This window comes from Cellulomonas sp. ICMP 17802 (assembly GCF_041295535.1).
Taxonomy (GTDB): Bacteria; Actinomycetota; Actinomycetes; order Actinomycetales; family Cellulomonadaceae; genus Cellulomonas.
The window spans coordinates 146,407-162,389 of sequence record NZ_JBGFQZ010000002.1; the positions used below are offsets into that span (position 1 = coordinate 146,407).

13 protein-coding genes are annotated in these 15,983 nt (G+C 71.8%); 9 read left to right on the forward strand and 4 right to left on the reverse strand.

The window, feature by feature from the left end; genetic code table 11:
- Positions 1 to 58 precede the first annotated feature (58 nt).
- A complete protein-coding gene (locus AB5970_RS04310; protein WP_370502671.1) occupies positions 59 to 445 on the reverse strand; it encodes a winged helix-turn-helix transcriptional regulator in 387 nt (128 codons plus the stop codon).
- Between the two features lie 123 nt (positions 446 to 568).
- Here AB5970_RS04310 and AB5970_RS04315 point away from each other — a divergent pair, with 123 nt between their 5' ends.
- Entirely contained in the window at positions 569 to 934 is a 366-nt protein-coding gene (locus AB5970_RS04315; RefSeq protein WP_370502672.1) for a DoxX family protein, read from the forward strand.
- On the opposite strand, the gene AB5970_RS04320 is transcribed toward AB5970_RS04315, so the two are convergent.
- The 3 genes from AB5970_RS04320 to AB5970_RS04330 all read right to left on the reverse strand — a co-directional run bounded on the left by AB5970_RS04320 (position 935) and on the right by AB5970_RS04330 (position 5,672).
- Positions 935 to 2,905 (reverse strand): beta-galactosidase, encoded by a 1,971-nt coding sequence (locus tag AB5970_RS04320; RefSeq protein ID WP_370502673.1) that lies wholly within the window; start codon positions 2,903 to 2,905, stop codon positions 935 to 937.
- The gene (locus AB5970_RS04325; RefSeq protein ID WP_370502674.1) at positions 2,902 to 4,026 is read right to left on the reverse strand and encodes a Gfo/Idh/MocA family protein; all 1,125 of its coding nucleotides are present in this window, start codon (positions 4,024 to 4,026) and stop codon (positions 2,902 to 2,904) included. The genes AB5970_RS04320 and AB5970_RS04325 overlap by 4 nt, the downstream gene beginning before the upstream one ends.
- 599 nt (positions 4,027 to 4,625) lie before the next feature.
- A complete protein-coding gene (locus tag AB5970_RS04330; protein ID WP_370502675.1) occupies positions 4,626 to 5,672 on the reverse strand; it encodes a LacI family DNA-binding transcriptional regulator in 1,047 nt (348 codons plus the stop codon).
- A gap of 317 nt (positions 5,673 to 5,989) precedes the next feature.
- Between AB5970_RS04330 and AB5970_RS04335 the strand changes: the two genes are divergently transcribed.
- The 8 genes from AB5970_RS04335 (at position 5,990) to AB5970_RS04370 (ending at position 15,804) form a co-directional block, all read left to right on the forward strand.
- Positions 5,990 to 7,504: a sugar ABC transporter ATP-binding protein gene (locus AB5970_RS04335; RefSeq protein WP_370502676.1), complete on the forward strand. Its 1,515-nt coding sequence runs from the start codon at positions 5,990 to 5,992 to the stop codon at positions 7,502 to 7,504.
- Complete coding sequence (locus AB5970_RS04340; protein WP_370502677.1) at positions 7,501 to 8,529, forward strand: ABC transporter permease; 1,029 nt, start codon at positions 7,501 to 7,503, stop codon at positions 8,527 to 8,529. The genes AB5970_RS04335 and AB5970_RS04340 overlap by 4 nt, the downstream gene beginning before the upstream one ends.
- On the forward strand, positions 8,529 to 9,560 hold the full coding sequence (locus AB5970_RS04345; RefSeq protein ID WP_370502678.1) for an ABC transporter permease: 1,032 nt from the start codon (positions 8,529 to 8,531) through the stop codon (positions 9,558 to 9,560). Before AB5970_RS04340 ends, AB5970_RS04345 begins: the two co-directional genes overlap by 1 nt.
- Positions 9,561 to 9,592: 32 nt before the next feature.
- A complete protein-coding gene (gene rhaS / locus AB5970_RS04350; RefSeq protein ID WP_370502679.1) occupies positions 9,593 to 10,642 on the forward strand; it encodes a rhamnose ABC transporter substrate-binding protein in 1,050 nt (349 codons plus the stop codon).
- A 110-nt stretch (positions 10,643 to 10,752) separates the two neighbouring features.
- Complete coding sequence (locus AB5970_RS04355) at positions 10,753 to 11,118, forward strand: L-rhamnose mutarotase (protein ID WP_370502680.1); 366 nt, start codon at positions 10,753 to 10,755, stop codon at positions 11,116 to 11,118.
- Positions 11,115 to 12,269, forward strand: a complete 1,155-nt coding sequence (rhaI, locus tag AB5970_RS04360) for an L-rhamnose isomerase (protein WP_370502681.1) — start codon at positions 11,115 to 11,117, stop codon at positions 12,267 to 12,269. The genes AB5970_RS04355 and rhaI overlap by 4 nt, the downstream gene beginning before the upstream one ends.
- On the forward strand, positions 12,266 to 14,293 hold the full coding sequence (locus AB5970_RS04365) for a bifunctional aldolase/short-chain dehydrogenase (protein WP_370502682.1): 2,028 nt from the start codon (positions 12,266 to 12,268) through the stop codon (positions 14,291 to 14,293). The genes rhaI and AB5970_RS04365 overlap by 4 nt, the downstream gene beginning before the upstream one ends.
- A complete protein-coding gene (locus AB5970_RS04370; protein WP_370502683.1) occupies positions 14,290 to 15,804 on the forward strand; it encodes a rhamnulokinase in 1,515 nt (504 codons plus the stop codon). The genes AB5970_RS04365 and AB5970_RS04370 overlap by 4 nt, the downstream gene beginning before the upstream one ends.
- Positions 15,805 to 15,983 lie beyond the last annotated feature (179 nt).

Consider the following 15,983-nt stretch of genomic DNA (forward strand, 5'->3'; position numbering starts at 1 on the left):
GTCCGCACCCTCGATCTCGTGCCGAACCCACGATCTCGCCGTGGTCAGCCGCCGACGGTCAGCCTCGCGCCGCGTCGTACGCCGCGCGGTGGCCGTCGATCTCGTCGGCGTGCTCCTGGCTCCACGCGACGAGCTCGAGGACCGGGCGCAGGAGGGTGTGGCCGAGGTCGGTGAGCTCGTACTCGACCTTGGGCGGGACCACGGCGTAGACCTCGCGCCGCACGAGCCCGTCGCGTTCGAGGTGCCGGAGCGTGAGCGTGAGCATGCGCTGGGAGATGCCGTCGATGCCGCCCAGCAGGGCGGTGAACCGCTGCGGACCGGCCTGCAGGGTGCCGAGGATGAGCAGGCTCCACTTGTCGCCGACGCGGTCCAAAAGGCTCCTGATCTGCGAGTTCACCGCGTCGCCGGAGCATGCGACCTGCGGCAGCGCCTCGTCGTGTGACACCGATGACACCTCCACAGGCACATTCGTGTGCCCTGTTGTCTTCGCCCCAACTGTTCCGCACGATGGTGTCAGGCACAAGAGGTAACCGACCTGCAGTGCAGTAACCGCGAGAGAGACCAAAGTATGAACATCGCCCTCTGGATCGTCGCCGGCCTGCTCGCCGCCGCCTACCTCGGTGCCGGGATCATGAAGGCCACGCAGCCGCTCGAGAAGCTCAAGGCCGTCATGCCGTGGACGTCCGAGTACTCCGCGCGGACGGTCCGGTTCGTCGGCGTCGCCGAGATCGCCGGCGCGGTCGGCCTCATCCTGCCCTGGGCCACGGGCATCGCCCCGGTGCTCACCCCGATCGCCGCGACCGGCCTGGTGGTCATCCAGGCCCTGGCCATCCGGCACCACGTGCAGCACAGGGAGTTCCAGGTCCTGCCGGTCAACGTCGTGCTGCTGCTGCTCGCGCTGTTCGTCGCGATCGGCCGCTTCGCCGGGCTCTGATCAGCCCTCGCGCACCACGGCGACCGCGCCCGGCGGCACGACGACGGCCCCGGGCGCGGTCTCGTCGCGCAGCAGCTCGTGCCCGCTCGCCGGGACCTTCACCTCGTCGGTCGTGTGGTTGAGCACGAACAGCCAGGACCGCCCGTCGTCGGCGTGGCGCCGCACCAGCTCGACCCCCTCGGGGGCGTCGACCGGTGTGAGCCCGGCCTCCGCGATCAGCGCGTCGGTCACGGTCTGCAGGCCGTCGGCGTCGAGCCGCGTCGCCAGGTACCAGGCCGCGCCGGTGCCGACCGGCCGCCGGGTGAGGGCCGGCCAGCCCGCCAGGTCGCCGTCGGCGAACGTCCGGACCGTGGACGTCCCCTCGACCAGGTGGATCTGCTCGGACCAGACGTCTGCCGACGAGCCGTCGTCGAGAGTGAGCACCTCGTCGTCCTGCAGAGGCCACAGCTCCTCGGTGCGCACGCCCAGCAGCTCGCGGAAGGCACCCGGGTAGCCGCCGAGGCGGACGTGGTCGTTCTCGTCGGCGATGCCGGAGAAGTACGTGACCAGCACCGAGGCGCCGTCCGACGCCGCCCGCGCGATGTTCGCCGCGTCGGCGTCGGTGACCAGGTAGAGCGTGGGGACGACGACCACCGCGTAGCCCGAAAAGTCCGCCGACGGCCGCACGATGTCGACCGTGATGTTCCGCTGCCAGAGCGCGCGGTAGTGCGCGAGCACGCGGTCCGGGTAGGTGACCGCCGCGGACGGGTGGCTGTCCAGCTCGGTGCCCCACCAGGCCGGGTAGTCGAAGACGACGGCCGCCTGCGCGCGCACGCGGCTGCCCTCGACCTCGCTCAGGGCCTTCAGTGCCGACCCGAGCGCCACGGTGTTCCGCCACACCTCGGTGTCGGTCCCCGCGTGCGGGAGCATCGCCGAGTGGTACTTCTCCGCCCCCGCGGCGGACTGCCGCCACTGGAAGAACATGACCGCGTCGGCCCCGCGGGCCACGTGCGCGAGCGAGTGCCGCAGCATCTCGCCGGGCCGCTTGGTGCGGTTGCGCGGCTGCCAGTTCACCGCGCTGGTCGAGTGCTCCATGAGCATCCACGGCTCGCCCCCCGCCACCCCGCGGGTCAGGTCCGCGCTGAACGCGAGCTCGATGTGCGCCTCGGGGTCGTGGGCGCGCGTGTAGTGGTCGTTGGCGATGACGTCGAGGTCGTCGGCCCAGGAGAAGTAGTCCATCCACTTCGTGCCGGTCGACAGCATGAGGTTGGTGGTGATCGGGATGTGCGGCGTGACCTCGCGGAGCACGTCCCGCAGGGCCCGGTAGTGGACCAGCAGCTCGTCCGAGCTGTACCGCGCGAAGTCCAGCTGCTGCGTCGGGTTCGGGTAGGTCGGGGCGCTGCGCGGGGGCAGGACCTCGTCGAAGTCGCCGTACCGTTGCGACCAGAACGCCGTGCCCCAGGCGGCGTTGAGCGCCTCGACCGTGCCGTAGCGGTCCGCGAGCCAGCGCCGGAAGGCCGCCGCGGCGTCGTCGGAGAAGTCGTGCGGGACGTGGCAGCCCAGCTCGTTGTCGACGTGCCACAGGACCAGCGCCGGGTGCGTCCCGTACCGCTCGGCCATGGTGCGCGTCATCCGCAGCACGTACTCGCGGTACGCGGGCGAGGAGACCCGGTACGCCTGCCGCCCGCCCGGGTGCAGCACCGTGCCGTCCGCCAGCTCGGGCAGGAACTCGGGGTGCTTGCGCGTGAGCCACGGGGGAGGGCTCGCCGTGGCCGTCGCGAGCGTGACCGTGATGCCGGCCGCGTGGAGGCGATCGAGGACGTCGTCGAGCCAGCCGAAGTCGAACTCCCCCTCGCGCGGCTCGAGCTGCGCCCAGCTGAAGATGCCGACGCTGACGAGCGTGACGCCCGCCTGCTGCATGAGCTCGACGTCCTCGATGCGCGTGGCCAGCGGCCACTGCTCGGGGTTGTAGTCGCCGCCGTACTGGATCATCGGGTCCTCATCGGTCGTCGGTCTTCGATGCCGTGCAGGAAGCCGTCGCGCAGCTCGCTCCCGGCGGCCAGGTCGGCTTGGGTGACCGGGCGTCCGAGCGAGGCCGACGCGTAGATCGCGGTGACCAGCTCGAGCGACCGGTGCGGGTCGGCCGCCACCGCCGGCAGCGGCTCGCCGGCGCGCAGGGCACCGTAGACCGCGCGCAGCAGGGGGGCGTGGCCCGAGGGCTCGTCGTCGGTCGGCAGGGTCCAGCTCTCGGGAGCGTCCGGGGCCTCGCCGCCGGTCACGTCGGGCGCCGGAGTCAGCCGCCACGAGCGGGCGTCGTGCCCGTACAGGTGCTCGACCTCGACCGTGCCGAGCGTCGTGTCGACCCGGACGTAGCTGACCTGCCGCGGGGCGAGCGCGGTGGTGAGCACCGACACGATCGCGCCGTTGGCGAACCGGATCACGGCCGTCGACGTGTCCTCGGTCTCCACGTCGCGGTCCAGGCGGAAGGCACGGGCGTCGACCTCGGCCCACTCGCCCAGCAGGAACCCGAGCAGGTCGAGCTGGTGGATGCCGAGCCCGAGCAGCGGCCCGCCGCCCTCCGTGGCCCACTTCCCGCGCCAGGGGACCGCGTAGTAGTCCTCCTGCCGGCGGTACCAGAGCGTGTGGCAGACGCCGACGAGCGGGCGTCCGAGCGTCCCGTCCGCCAGCAGCCGCTGCACGTGCCCGACGGCGGTGCCGGTGCGCTGCTGAAACACCACGGCGTACTCGCGACCGACCTCGCGGGCCACCTCGAGGACGTCGTCCAGGTCCTTGAGGGAGAGCACCGGCGGCTTCTCGCAGACCACGTGCGCGCCGGAGCGCAGGGCGGTGATCGCCTGGTCCTTGTGCAGGCCGGGCGGGGTGCACAGGTGCACGACGTCGACCGTCTCCGCGTCGAGCAGCTGGTCCAGGCCGTCGTACCGGCCGGGCACGGCGTACTCGTCAGCGAACGCGTCCCGCACGGCCGGGTTCGGGTCCGCGACCGCGACGACCTCCGCCAGCGGGTCCCGCGCGAGCACCTGTGCGTGGGCGTGGGCGATGGCCCCGGTCCCGACGAGGGCGACCCTCAGCCGGCCCTCCGACAACTCCGTCACGTCCGCTCCCTCGCGTCGTCCTCTGCCCGTGCCACCGTCACGGTAAGCGCTTGCCTACCGATCCGTCCATCGCCGGTGTGATGCGCGCCGGTGTGATGCGCGCCGGTCTGATGCTCGCCGACGAGCGGCGCCGACGAGGTCGGTGCCCCGGGCCGAGCTCGGCAGTCCGAACCACCGAGCTCGACCCGGACCACCGAGCTCGACCGCCACCACCGAGCTCGACCGCAAGCCCCAGAGCTCGACCCCCACCGCCCAGTTCGGCCGCAACCAGCGAGCTCGACCGCAACCCCGAGCCGGGCCCAGCCCTCGAGCTCGTCCCAAAACCACAAGCTCGGGGCGCCGGGCGACGAGGTCGTGAGTTCGCGACGAGGTCGTGAGTTGCAACTGACGACCTCGCCGCCAACTGACGAGTTCGTCCCCACCGACGATGTCGCCGCCGACTGACGATGTCCCCCCACCGACGACTTCGGCGCCAACCCGCGACGTCGCCCGCCCTGCGAGATCGAGGGTTCTGCGCGAGATCGAGGATCCGGACCCGCGATCTCGCGCCCGACCCTCGATCTCGCACGGCCACGGAGCGGGGTCGCGGCTCGGACCCGTCAGGCCGACGGGTCCGAGGAGCCGCGGACCACCAGCTCCGGCTGGAACTGGACCCGCTGGTGCTGGAAGGACGCGCCCTCGGACCGCTGGCGCAGCAGCAGGTCGGCGGCGGTCCAGCCCAGCTGGTGGGTCGGCTGCCGCACGGACGTGAGGGGCACCGTGAGCATCGAGGCGAAGACGACGTCGTCGTACCCGACCACCGCCATCTCGGCGGGGATCGCGACGCCGTGGGCCCGCAGCGCTCGCAGGGCACCCAGCGCGGTGAGGTCGTTGACGCAGAACAGGGCGGTCGGGCGGTCGCCGTCGCGGGCGAACAGCTCGTCGATGCCGGCCTCGCCGCCGTCCGCGTTGAGCGAGCCGATGGTGATCTCGACCAGGGCGTCGGCGGGGTCCAGGCCGGCGGTCGCGAGCGCCTCGAGCACCCCGGCGCGGCGGTCGTGGCACTGCTTGATGGTGAGCGGCCCGTTGATGAACGCGATGCGGGTGTGGCCGAGCCCGATGAGGTGCTCGATGGCGAGGGCGCCGCCGCGGACGTCGTCGACCGCGACCGACGAGATGTCGTCGACCGGGGAGGTGGTGTCCAGGAGCACGACGTCGATGCCGCGGTCGCGCAGGGCGAGCAGCGCGTCGAGCGAGCCCGCCGACGGCGTGACCATGACGCCCTGCACGCCGTGCTCCTCGAACAGCCGCAGGTAGCGGGCCTCGCGCTCGGGGTCCTCGTCGGAGGACGACAGCATGAGCGTGTACTCATCGGCGGCCAGGCGATCCTCGACCCCGCGCGCGACCTCGGTGAAGAACGGGTTGGCGATGTCCAGGACGATCGCGCCGATGGTCTGGATGGTCCCCGCGCGCAGCTGCCGCGCCGAGGCGTTGCGGACGAACTGCAGCTCCTCGATGGCCAGGAGCACGCGGTCGCGCGTCGCCTCGCTGACCTGGTCGGGGCGGTTGAGCACGTTGGAGACGGTGCCGACGGACACGCCGGCCCGCTTGGCGACGTCCGTGATGGACGGGCGACGGTCTGCTCGCCCTCGTGTCGTCGTCGACATCGACCGTCGTCCTCTCCGTCACGCACTCGCTCGTCCGGCGGCCGGCCGGCGACCGCGCCGTCGGGCCCGGGCCTCTCTGCGTCCGCCCGATGCTAGTTGCCCGTCGGGCGGCAACCGTGCAGGTCAACGCCACACACCGTAGTGAATCGATTCATGGTGCACAAGGCCGGATCGCCGCGAACCGGGGGCTTACGCGGCGATTATTACGATTCAATCACTGCGTTGACGGGCGGCCGAGCGAGGGCCTAGGGTCCGAATACCCGAGTTTTGAATCGTTTTAAGCCTTCTCGACACTGTCGTCGGAACGGAGACGTTGCATGGTGGTCGCTGCCGACGTCCCGGCGCTCGAGCTGATCGGCGTGGCCAAGTCGTTCGGACCCGTCGTCGCCCTGCGCTCCGGCTCGCTCACGGTCCACGCGGGCTCGATCCACGCCCTGGTCGGCGAGAACGGCGCGGGCAAGTCGACGATCGTCAAGATCATGTCGGGCCTGTACCGCCGGGACTCGGGCGAGTTCAGGCTGAACGGTGAGGACGTCGACTTCACGTCCACCGCCGAGGCGAAGGCGGCCGGCGTCGCGGTCATCTACCAGGAGCCGACGCTCTTCCCCGACCTCAGCGTCATGGAGAACATCTTCATGGGCCGCCAGCCACTGCGGTCCGGGCGCCGGATCGACCGCCGGTCCATGCGTGCCCAGTCGGCCGAGCTGTTCGCGCGCCTCGGCGTGCACCTCGACCCCCTCCGCCCCGCCGAGGGGCTCTCGATCGCCGACCAGCAGATCATCGAGATCGCCAAGGCCATCTCGCTGGACGCCAACGTGCTGGTTATGGACGAGCCGACGGCGGCCCTCTCGGGCGTCGAGGTCCGGCGGCTGTTCCAGGTCGCGCGGAGCCTGCGCGACGAGGGCCGGGCGCTGGTCTTCATCTCGCACCGGTTCGACGAGGTCTTCGAGCTGTGCGACACCGTGACCGTGCTGCGCGACGGCGAGTACATCGCGACGTCCGCCATCGCGGACACGTCCGTGCACGAGATCGTCACGCAGATGGTCGGACGCCGGGTCGACGACCTCTTCCCCAAGGTGCCCGCGCAGGTCGGCGACGTGGCGCTGGAGGTGCGCGGCCTGCAGCGGACGGGCGTGTTCCACGACGTGTCGTTCTCGGTGCGGTCCGGCGAGATCGTCGCGCTGGCGGGGCTGGTGGGAGCGGGCCGCAGCGAGATCGCGCGCGCGGTCTTCGGGGTCGACCGGTACGACGCCGGCACCGTGGAGCTGCACGGGAAGCGGGTGGTGCCGGGGCGCCCCCAGGCGGCGGTCGCGGCGGGCATGGCGCTGATCCCGGAGGACCGCCGCCAACAGGGCCTGGTCACCGAGTCGACCGTGGCCAAGAACGTCACCGCGGTGATCCGGTCGCGGATCGCCCGCTACGGGCTGCTGACCACGGGCCGGGAGAGCGTCGCGGCCACACCCTGGGCCTCGCGGCTCGAGGTCAAGACGAACGCGCTCGACATGACCGGCAGCACGATGAGCGGCGGCAACCAGCAGAAGGTCGTCATCGCCAAGTGGCTGGCCACCGAGCCGACGCTCCTGATCATCGACGAGCCGACGCGCGGGATCGACGTCGGGACGAAGGCCGAGGTGCACCGGCTGCTGTCCGAGCTGGCGGGTCAGGGCATGGCGATCCTCATGATCTCCTCCGAGCTCCCCGAGGTGCTCGGCATGGCCGACCGCGTGCTCGTCGTCGCCGAGGGTCGCATCACCGCCGACCTCCCGCGTGCCGACGCCACCCCGGAGGCCGTCATGCACGCGGCGACCGCGACCCTGGAGCACCAGTCGTGACCGAGGTCCTGGTCGAGCCCAGCCGGCTCTCGCCCGCGCGACGGGCGGTGCGCACGGTGCTGCGCTCGCGCGAGCTCGCGATCGCCATCGTCCTGGTCGTGGTGATCGCCGCCGCGACCATCAAGACGGACACGTTCCTGTTCAGCCCCAACAGCTGGCGCGACCTGCTGGTCACGCCCTCGATCCTGATCCTGCTGGCGGTCGGGCAGGCCGTCGTCATCATCACGCGGAACGTGGACCTGTCCGTCGGGTCGGTCCTGGCGCTGACCGCGTACCTGTCCGGGCGCATCTTCGTGGCCAACCCGTCGATCCCGATCGTCGTCGTGTTCCTCGTCGCGATGGCCGCGGGCGCCGGGCTCGGCCTGATCAACGGCGTGCTCGTTGCGTTCGGCAAGGTCCCCGCGCTCGTGATCACCCTGGGCACGCTCTACATCTACCGGGGCGTCGTGCTGACCTGGGCGGGCAGCAACCGCGTGAACGCGTCCGACCTGCCCGACGCCTTCCTCGCCCTGGGCACCAGGACGCTGGCGACGATCCCGGTGCTGACGATGATCTCGCTCGTCTTCCTCGTCGTGGTCGGCTACTACCTGTACACCGCGCGCGGTGGGCGCGAGCTGTACGCGATCGGGTCCGAGCCGGACGCGGCCGTGCTCTTCGGCCTGCCGGTGCGTCGCCGAGTGCTCGGTGCCTTCGTCCTGTGCGGGTCGCTGGCGGGTGTCGCCGGGGTGGTCTACGCGGCCCGCTACGGGACCATCAGCTCCGGGGCCGGCGTGGGCATCGAGCTGCAGGCCGTCGCGGCCGCGGTCATCGGCGGGGTCGCGATCTTCGGCGGCAGCGGCACCGTCTGGGGCGCCGCGCTCGGAGCCGTGCTGCTGGTCACGATCAACCGGGCCCTGCCGATCCTCGGGATCCCCGACTTCTGGCAGCAGGCCGTCGTCGGCGTCCTGATCATCGGCGCGATCGTCCTCGACCGCGTGCTCGCGATGCGCAACGCCCGCCGGCTCGTCGAAGCGAGGGACGCCTGATGGCCCGCAGCTATCCCGCCCACGCCAAGCCGCTGTGGCAGCGGGTGCTGCTCACCCGCGAGATGGCGATGATCGCCCTCCTGGTGGTGGTCGTCCTCTACTCGCTGCGCTCCGTGCCCAACTTCGGCAACCCGCTCACGCTGCCGTACCTGGTGCTGGACACCGCGCCGATCCTGCTCATCGCGCTGCCCATGACGCTCGTGATCGTGACCGGCGAGATCGACCTCTCGGTCGCGAGCGTCGTCGGGCTGAGCAGCGTCACGCTGGGCGTGCTGACCGAGGCCGGCTTCTCGGTGCCCGCGGCGGCGACCGTCTCCCTCGCGGTCGGCGTGCTGTGCGGCCTGCTCAACGGGTTCCTCGTCGCCTACGTCGGGCTGCCCTCGCTCGCGGTCACCATCGGCACGCTCGCGCTCTACCGCGGCATCGCCGTCGGGATGCTGGGCACCAAGGCCGTGACCGACTTCCCCGAGCGCTGGACCCACCTGGCGACCGCGCGGATCGGGGGGAGCCAGTTCCCGGTGATCGTCGTCCCGATCGTGGTGCTCGCCGCGGTGTTCGTCGTCCTGCTGCACTTCACGCCGTTCGGCCGGGGCGTGTACGACATCGGCCTGAGCGCGGACACCGCGCACTTCTCGGGCGTCCCCGTCGCGCGCACCAAGCTCACGCTGTTCGTCCTGTCGGGGGTGGTCGCGGCGTTCGCCGGAGTCTTCTTCACCCTGCGCTACGGCAGCGCGCGCGGCGACAACGCGACCGGCATGGAGCTGCAGGTCGTGGCAGCGGTGCTGCTGGGTGGCGTGTCCATCTTCGGCGGCCGCGGCGCGCTGCACGGCGTCGTCGCGGGCGTGCTGCTGATCGGCGTCATCTCCAGCGCCCTGCGGCTCGAGAGCGTGACGGTCAACGTCATCAACATCATCATCGGCGCCCTGCTGGTCCTGTCGGTGATCTCCACGAGCGTCGTCGGATGGTTCGTCCGCCGACGCCAACGCCCCGCGAAGGCACTCCCCACGGCCGGACGACCCAGCCCGGCCTGACCGCACGCGAACCTGCCCAGGAAGGAAGAACGATGAAGTTCACCAACAAGCGGCCCGCAGCACTGGCCGCACTGGCCGTGACCATCGCCCTCACGATCGCCGGGTGCTCCGGCGACAGCGGTGGCAGCGGCGGCTCGACCGACTCCAGCAGCGGCGGCGGATCCGGCGGCGACGTGTCCGTCGTCATGCTGCCCAAGAACCTCGGCAACCCCTACTTCGACACGAGCACCAAGGGCGCCAAGGCGGCGACCGAGGAGTTCGGCGGCACCTTCTCCGAGGTCGGCCCGGACGCCGGCTCGCCGGACGCGCAGGTGCCGTTCATCAACACCGCGGCCCAGCAGGGCACCAAGGCCCTGATCGTGTCGGCCAACGACCCGAAGGCGATCTGCGACGCCCTCAACGAGGCGCGCCAGGCCGGCACCAAGGTCGTCACGTTCGACTCCGACACGGACCCGACCTGCCGCGACCTGTTCATCAACCAGGCGACGGCCGAGGGCATCGCCAAGGTCCAGATCGACATGGTGGCCGACCAGATCGGCGACGCCGGCGAGATCGCGATCCTGTCGGCCAGCGCGAACGCCACGAACCAGAACGCGTGGATCGAGATGATGAAGAAGGACCTGGCGGACAACCACCCGAACATCACGCTCGTCGACACCGTGTACGGCGACGACAACGACCAGACGTCGTTCGACAAGACCGCCGCCCTGCTGCAGTCGCACCCCGACCTCAAGGCGATCATCGCGCCGACGACGGTCGGCATCGCGGCCGCCGCCCGCTACATCTCGACCTCCGACTACAAGGGCAAGGTCGCGGTGACCGGGCTCGGCACCCCGAACCAGATGCGCGAGTACGTCAACGACGGCACCGTCACCGAGTTCGCCCTGTGGAACCCCGAGGACCTCGGGTTCCTCGCCGCCTACGCGGCGGACGCGCTGGTCAAGGGCGACATCACCGGCAAGGAGGGCGACACCTTCACCGCCGGAAAGCTCGGCGACTTCACCGTCGGCGCCGACGCCACGGTGCTGCTCGGCGAGCCGTACAAGTTCAACAAGGACAACATCGGGAACTTCGACTTCTGAGTCTCCGCAAGGGGCCGGGTGCGGGTCCGCGCCCGGCCCCTTGACAGGTCGACGGGCACCTCCGTACATTGCATGAATCGTTTCAAAGACGACTCGAGAAAGGCGTCGGCATGACCCGCGTGTGCTTCGTCTCGCACGTCCGGCCCGATCGGCTGGACGAGTACCGGTCCCGGCACGCCGCCGTGTGGCCCGAGATGCTCGAGGCGCTGCGGGACACCGGCTGGCGCGACTACTCCCTGTTCCTCGCCCCCGACGGGCTGCTCGTCGGCTACCTCGAGACCGACGACTACGCCGCCGCTCAGCAGGCCATGACCCGCACCGCGGTGAACCCGCGCTGGCAGGCCGAGATGAGCGAGTTCTTCGTCGACGACGGCAACCCGGACGAGGGCTTCACGGTCCTCGACGAGGTGTTCCACCTGGAGGACCAGCTGCTCGCGGCCGGCCTCCCGACCCATCCCCAGGAGCTCCGCGCATGACCATCCACGACGTCCTGGCCCAGCAGACCATCGAGCTCCCCTCGTGGGCGTTCGGGAACTCGGGCACCCGGTTCAAGGTGTTCGCCCAGCAGGGCGTGCCGCGCGACCCGTACGAGAAGATCGCCGACGCCGCGCAGGTGCACAAGTACACCGGCGTCGCCCCGCGCGTGAGCCTGCACATCCCGTGGGACCTGGTCGACGACTACGACGACCTGGCCGCGCACGCCCGCGGGCTGGGGGTGTCGATCGGGGCGATCAACTCGAACCTGTTCCAGGACGACGACTACATGCTGGGCTCGCTGACGCACCCGTCGGCGACCGTGCGGGCGAAGGCCGTCGCGCACCACCTGCAGTGCATCGACGTCATGCGCGCCACCGGGTCCACGGACCTCAAGCTGTGGCTGCCGGACGGCCTGAACTACCCCGGCCAGGACTCGCTGCGGGCCCGGCAGGACCGGCTCGCCGACTCCCTGCAGCAGATCTACGCCGCCCTCGACGACAACCACCGATTGATCCTCGAGTACAAGTTCTTCGAGCCGGCGTTCTACTCGATGGACATCCCCGACTGGGGCACGTCGCTGCTGCACTGCCTCGCGCTCGGGGACCGGGCGTTCGTCGTGCTCGACACCGGGCACCACGCGCCGGGCACCAACATCGAGTTCATCGTCGCCCAGCTGCTGCGCGCGGGCCGGCTCGGGGCGTTCGACTTCAACTCGCGGTTCTACGCCGACGACGACCTCATGGTCGGCTCGGCCGACCCGTTCCAGCTGTTCCGGATCATGCACGAGATCGTGCAGTCGGGAGCGCTGGCGCCCGGCTCCGGCGTGAACTTCATGCTCGACCAGTGCCACAACATCGAGCCGAAGATCCCCGGGCAGATCCGCTCGGTCATGAACGTGCAGGAGGCCACGGCCAAGGCGCTGCTGGTCGACGCCGACGCGCTGCTGGCGGCCCAGACCGCCGGCGACGTGCTCGGTGCGAACGGGCTGGTGATGGACGCGTACAACACCGACGTGCGCCCGCTGCTCGCTTCCCTGAGGGAGTCGCAGGGCCTCGACCCCGATCCGATCGGGGCGTACAAGGCGTCGGGGTACGCGGAGAAGATCGTCGCCGAGCGGGTCGGCGGCACGCAGGCGGGATGGGGAGCATGAGCACGGTCGCAGAGCAGCTGGTCGCGCGGTCGAACAGGCTGGGGGCGGACCCGCGCACGACGAACTACGCCGGGGGCAACACCTCGGCCAAGGGCACGGCGACGGACCCGGTGACGGGCACGGACGTGGAGCTGCTCTGGGTCAAGGGCTCGGGCGGCGACCTGGGCACGCTGACCGAGAAGAACCTCGCGGTGCTGCGCCTCGACCGGCTCCGCGCGCTGGCCGACGTCTACCCGGGCGTCGAGCGCGAGGACGAGATGGTCGCCGCGTTCGACTACTGCCTGCACGGCAAGGGCGGCGCGGCGCCGTCGATCGACACGGCGATGCACGCGCTGGTCGACGCCGCGCACGTGGACCACCTGCACCCGGACTCGGGGATCGCGTTCGCCACCGCGGCCGACGGGGAGGCGCTCACCCAGGAGGTGTTCGGCGACTCGGTGGTGTGGGTGCCGTGGCGTCGGCCCGGGTTCCAGCTGGGTCTGGACATCGCGGAGATCAAGGCGAAGAACCCGCAGGCGATCGGCTGCATCCTGGGCGGGCACGGCATCACCGCCTGGGGGGACACGTCGGAGGAGGCCGAGCAGCGGTCGCTGCACATCGTGCGGACCGCGGAGGAGTTCATCGCCTCCCGCACGGGTCCACACCCGTTCGGTGACGTGGTGGTCACGGCGCTTCCCGACGACGAGCGCCGCGCCCGGGCGGCCGCCCTCGCGCCGGTGATCCGCGGCCTGGCGTCGACCGACAAGCCGCAGGTCGGCCACTACACCTCCTCGGAGGTCGTGCTCGACTTCGTGTCCCGCGCCGAGCTCGGTCGCCTCGCCGAGCTGGGCACGTCCTGCCCGGACCACTTCCTGCGCACCAAGGTCAAGCCGCTGGTGGTGGACCTGCCCTCGGACGCTCCGCTGGACGAGGTGGTCGGCCGGCTCAAGGAGCTGCACGCCACCTACCGCGCCGACTACCAGGCCTACTACGACCGACACGCGACGCCGGACAGCCCCGCGATCCGCGGCGCGGACCCGGCGATCGTGCTGGTGCCGGGCGTGGGCATGTTCTCGTTCGGCAAGGACAAGCAGACCGCGCGCGTGGCCGGCGAGTTCTACGTCAACGCGATCAACGTGATGCGCGGCGCGGAGGCGATCAGCACCTACGTGCCGATCGACGAGGCCGAGAAGTTCCGCATCGAGTACTGGGCGCTGGAGGAGGCCAAGCTCGCGCGCATGCCCAAGCCCAAGCCGCTGGCCACCCGCGTGGCGCTGGTGACCGGCGCCGGGTCGGGCATCGGGCGCGCGATCGCCGAGCGCCTGGCCGCCGAGGGGGCGTGCGTGGTGATCGCGGACCTCAACCTGGAGGGTGCTGCCGAGGTGGCCGCCTCGCTGGGCGGTCCGGACGTGGCGATCGCGGTGCAGGCCGACGTGACCTCCGAGGAGGACATCGCCCGGCTGGTCGCCGAGACCTCGCTCGCGTTCGGCGGCGTCGACCTCGTGGTCAACAACGCCGGCCTGTCCATCTCCAAGCCGCTGCTGGAGACCAGCGTGCGGGACTGGGACCTGCAGCACGACGTCATGGCGCGCGGCTCGTTCCTGGTCGCCCGGGAGGCCGCGCGGGCGATGATCGCCCAGGACATGGGCGGCGACATCGTCTACATCGCCTCGAAGAACTCCCTGTTCGCGGGCCCGAACAACATCGCCTACTCGGCCACCAAGGCCGACCAGGCCCACCAGGTCCGGCTGCTCGCGGCCGAGCTGGGCGAGCACGGCATCCGCGTCAACGGGGTCAACCCCGACGGCGTCGTGCGCGGCTCGGGCATCTTCGCCGGCGGCTGGGGCGCCAAGCGCGCGGCGGTCTACGGGGTCCCCGAGGAGGAGCTGGGCGCGTACTACGCGCAGCGCACCCTGCTCAAGAAGGAGGTCCTGCCCGAGCACGTGGCCGCGGCGGTGTTCGCGCTGACCGGCCCCGACCTGGTGCAGACCACCGGGCTGCACGTGCCGGTCGACTCCGGCGTCGCGGCGGCCTTCCTGCGATGAGCGCGTTCGCCGCGGTCGACCTCGGGGCGTCGTCCGGGCGGGTCATCGTCGGGACCGTGGCCGACGACCGGGTCGCCCTGCACGAGGTCAACCGGTTCCCCAACGGGCCGGTGCGCGTGGGCGGGTCGCTGCACTGGGACGTGCTCGGGCTGTACTGGGGGATCCTCGACGGGCTGCGCGCGGCCGCCCGCGAGGTCGGGGAGCTCGACGGGGTCGGCATCGACTCGTGGGCGGTCGACTACGGGCTGCTCGACGCCGACGGATCGCTGCTGGGCAACCCGTTCCACTACCGCGACGGCCGGACGGACGGCGTGCCCGAGAAGGTGTTCGCCACCGTCCCGGCCGAGGAGCTCTACGCCCGCACGGGCCTGCAGGTGCAGCCGTTCAACACGGTGTTCCAGCTGGTCGCCGCCCAGGGGACCGCGGCGCTGGCGGCCGCGCGCCGCGCACTGCTGATCCCCGACCTGCTGGGCTACTGGCTCACCGGCGTGCAGGTGGCCGAGGTGACCAACGCGTCGACCACGGGCCTGCTCGACGCGACCACCCGGGCCTGGGCACCGGACCTCGCCGGCCGGCTCGGCATCGACCCGGGCCTGCTCCCGCCGCTGCGCGACGCCGGCGTGCTGCTGGGGCACGTGCGCGAGGACGTCGGCCTGCTGGGCTCCGTGCCGGTGTGGACGGTCGGCTCGCACGACACCGCCTCAGCGGTCGTCGCGGTCCCGGCCACGGGCCCGGACTTCGCCTACATCTCGTGCGGCACCTGGTCGCTGGTCGGCCTCGAGCTCGACCGGCCGGTGCTGACCGAGGCCGGCCGCGCGGCCAACTTCACCAACGAGGCCGGCGTCGACGGGACGGTGCGGTACCTGCGCAACGTCATGGGCCTGTGGGTGCTGCAGGAGTCGATCCGCACGTGGAACGAGGCCGGCCTGCCCGCCGACCTGCCCGACCTGCTGGCGGCCGCCGCGCGCGTGCCGGCGCTCACCACCGTGGTCGACATCGACGGCCCGGCGTTCCTGCCGCCCGGGGACATGCCGTCCCGCATCGCCGCGGAGGCCGCGCGCACGGGGCAGACGCCCCCGCAGTCGCAGGCCGAGACCGTGCGCTGCATCCTCGACTCGCTCGCGCTGGCCTACCGCGGGGCGGTGCGGCAGGCGGCGCAGCTGGCCGACCGGCCCGTGAGCGTCGTGCACGTGGTCGGCGGCGGGGTGCGCAACGAGCTGCTCTGCCAGCTGACCGCGGACGCGACCGGGCTGCCCGTGGTCGCCGGACCGGTCGAGGGCGCCGCGCTCGGCAACGTGCTGGTGCAGGCGCGGGCGGCCGGGGTGCTCGCGGGCGACCTCGGCGCCCTGCGGGCCGTGGGGGCGCGCGGCCTGGACCTGCGCCGCTACGAGCCCGGCGCCACCGGCGGCCCGACCGACCGCCAGTGGGCCGCCGCGGAGGACCGGGTCGCTCGTCGACAGGGCCTCGCGACGGTCGGTTCGGCACGTCGCGTGAAGGGTTCCTTGCGCTGAGCGCAACCAAGTCGTCACGCGAAGGGGGTGGAGCCGGAGCGCGATGCGGTGGTGGCCGACGTCCGCGGATCGGCGGGCGGCTGGCGCGTCGACCGCCCGGCGCTCCGCGTGAAGGGTTCGTTGCGCTGAGCGCAACCAAGTCTTCACGCGAGGGGCGCAGCAGGAGCGTGACGCGGTGG

What these genes read in the sequence shown, in the direction of transcription:
- AB5970_RS04315 (WP_370502672.1), top strand. Translation starts at nt 569, where the DNA reads ATGAACATCGCCCTCTGGATCGTCGCCGGCCTGCTCGCCGCCGCCTAC.
- AB5970_RS04320 (WP_370502673.1), bottom strand. Translation starts at nt 2,905, where the DNA reads ATGATCCAGTACGGCGGCGACTACAACCCCGAGCAGTGGCCGCTGGCC.
- AB5970_RS04330 (WP_370502675.1), bottom strand. Translation starts at nt 5,672, where the DNA reads ATGTCGACGACGACACGAGGGCGAGCAGACCGTCGCCCGTCCATCACG.
- AB5970_RS04335 (WP_370502676.1), top strand. Translation starts at nt 5,990, where the DNA reads ATGGTGGTCGCTGCCGACGTCCCGGCGCTCGAGCTGATCGGCGTGGCC.
- AB5970_RS04345 (WP_370502678.1), top strand. Translation starts at nt 8,529, where the DNA reads ATGGCCCGCAGCTATCCCGCCCACGCCAAGCCGCTGTGGCAGCGGGTG.
- rhaS (WP_370502679.1), top strand. Translation starts at nt 9,593, where the DNA reads ATGAAGTTCACCAACAAGCGGCCCGCAGCACTGGCCGCACTGGCCGTG.
- AB5970_RS04355 (WP_370502680.1), top strand. Translation starts at nt 10,753, where the DNA reads ATGACCCGCGTGTGCTTCGTCTCGCACGTCCGGCCCGATCGGCTGGAC.
- rhaI (WP_370502681.1), top strand. Translation starts at nt 11,115, where the DNA reads ATGACCATCCACGACGTCCTGGCCCAGCAGACCATCGAGCTCCCCTCG.
- AB5970_RS04365 (WP_370502682.1), top strand. Translation starts at nt 12,266, where the DNA reads ATGAGCACGGTCGCAGAGCAGCTGGTCGCGCGGTCGAACAGGCTGGGG.
- AB5970_RS04370 (WP_370502683.1), top strand. Translation starts at nt 14,290, where the DNA reads ATGAGCGCGTTCGCCGCGGTCGACCTCGGGGCGTCGTCCGGGCGGGTC.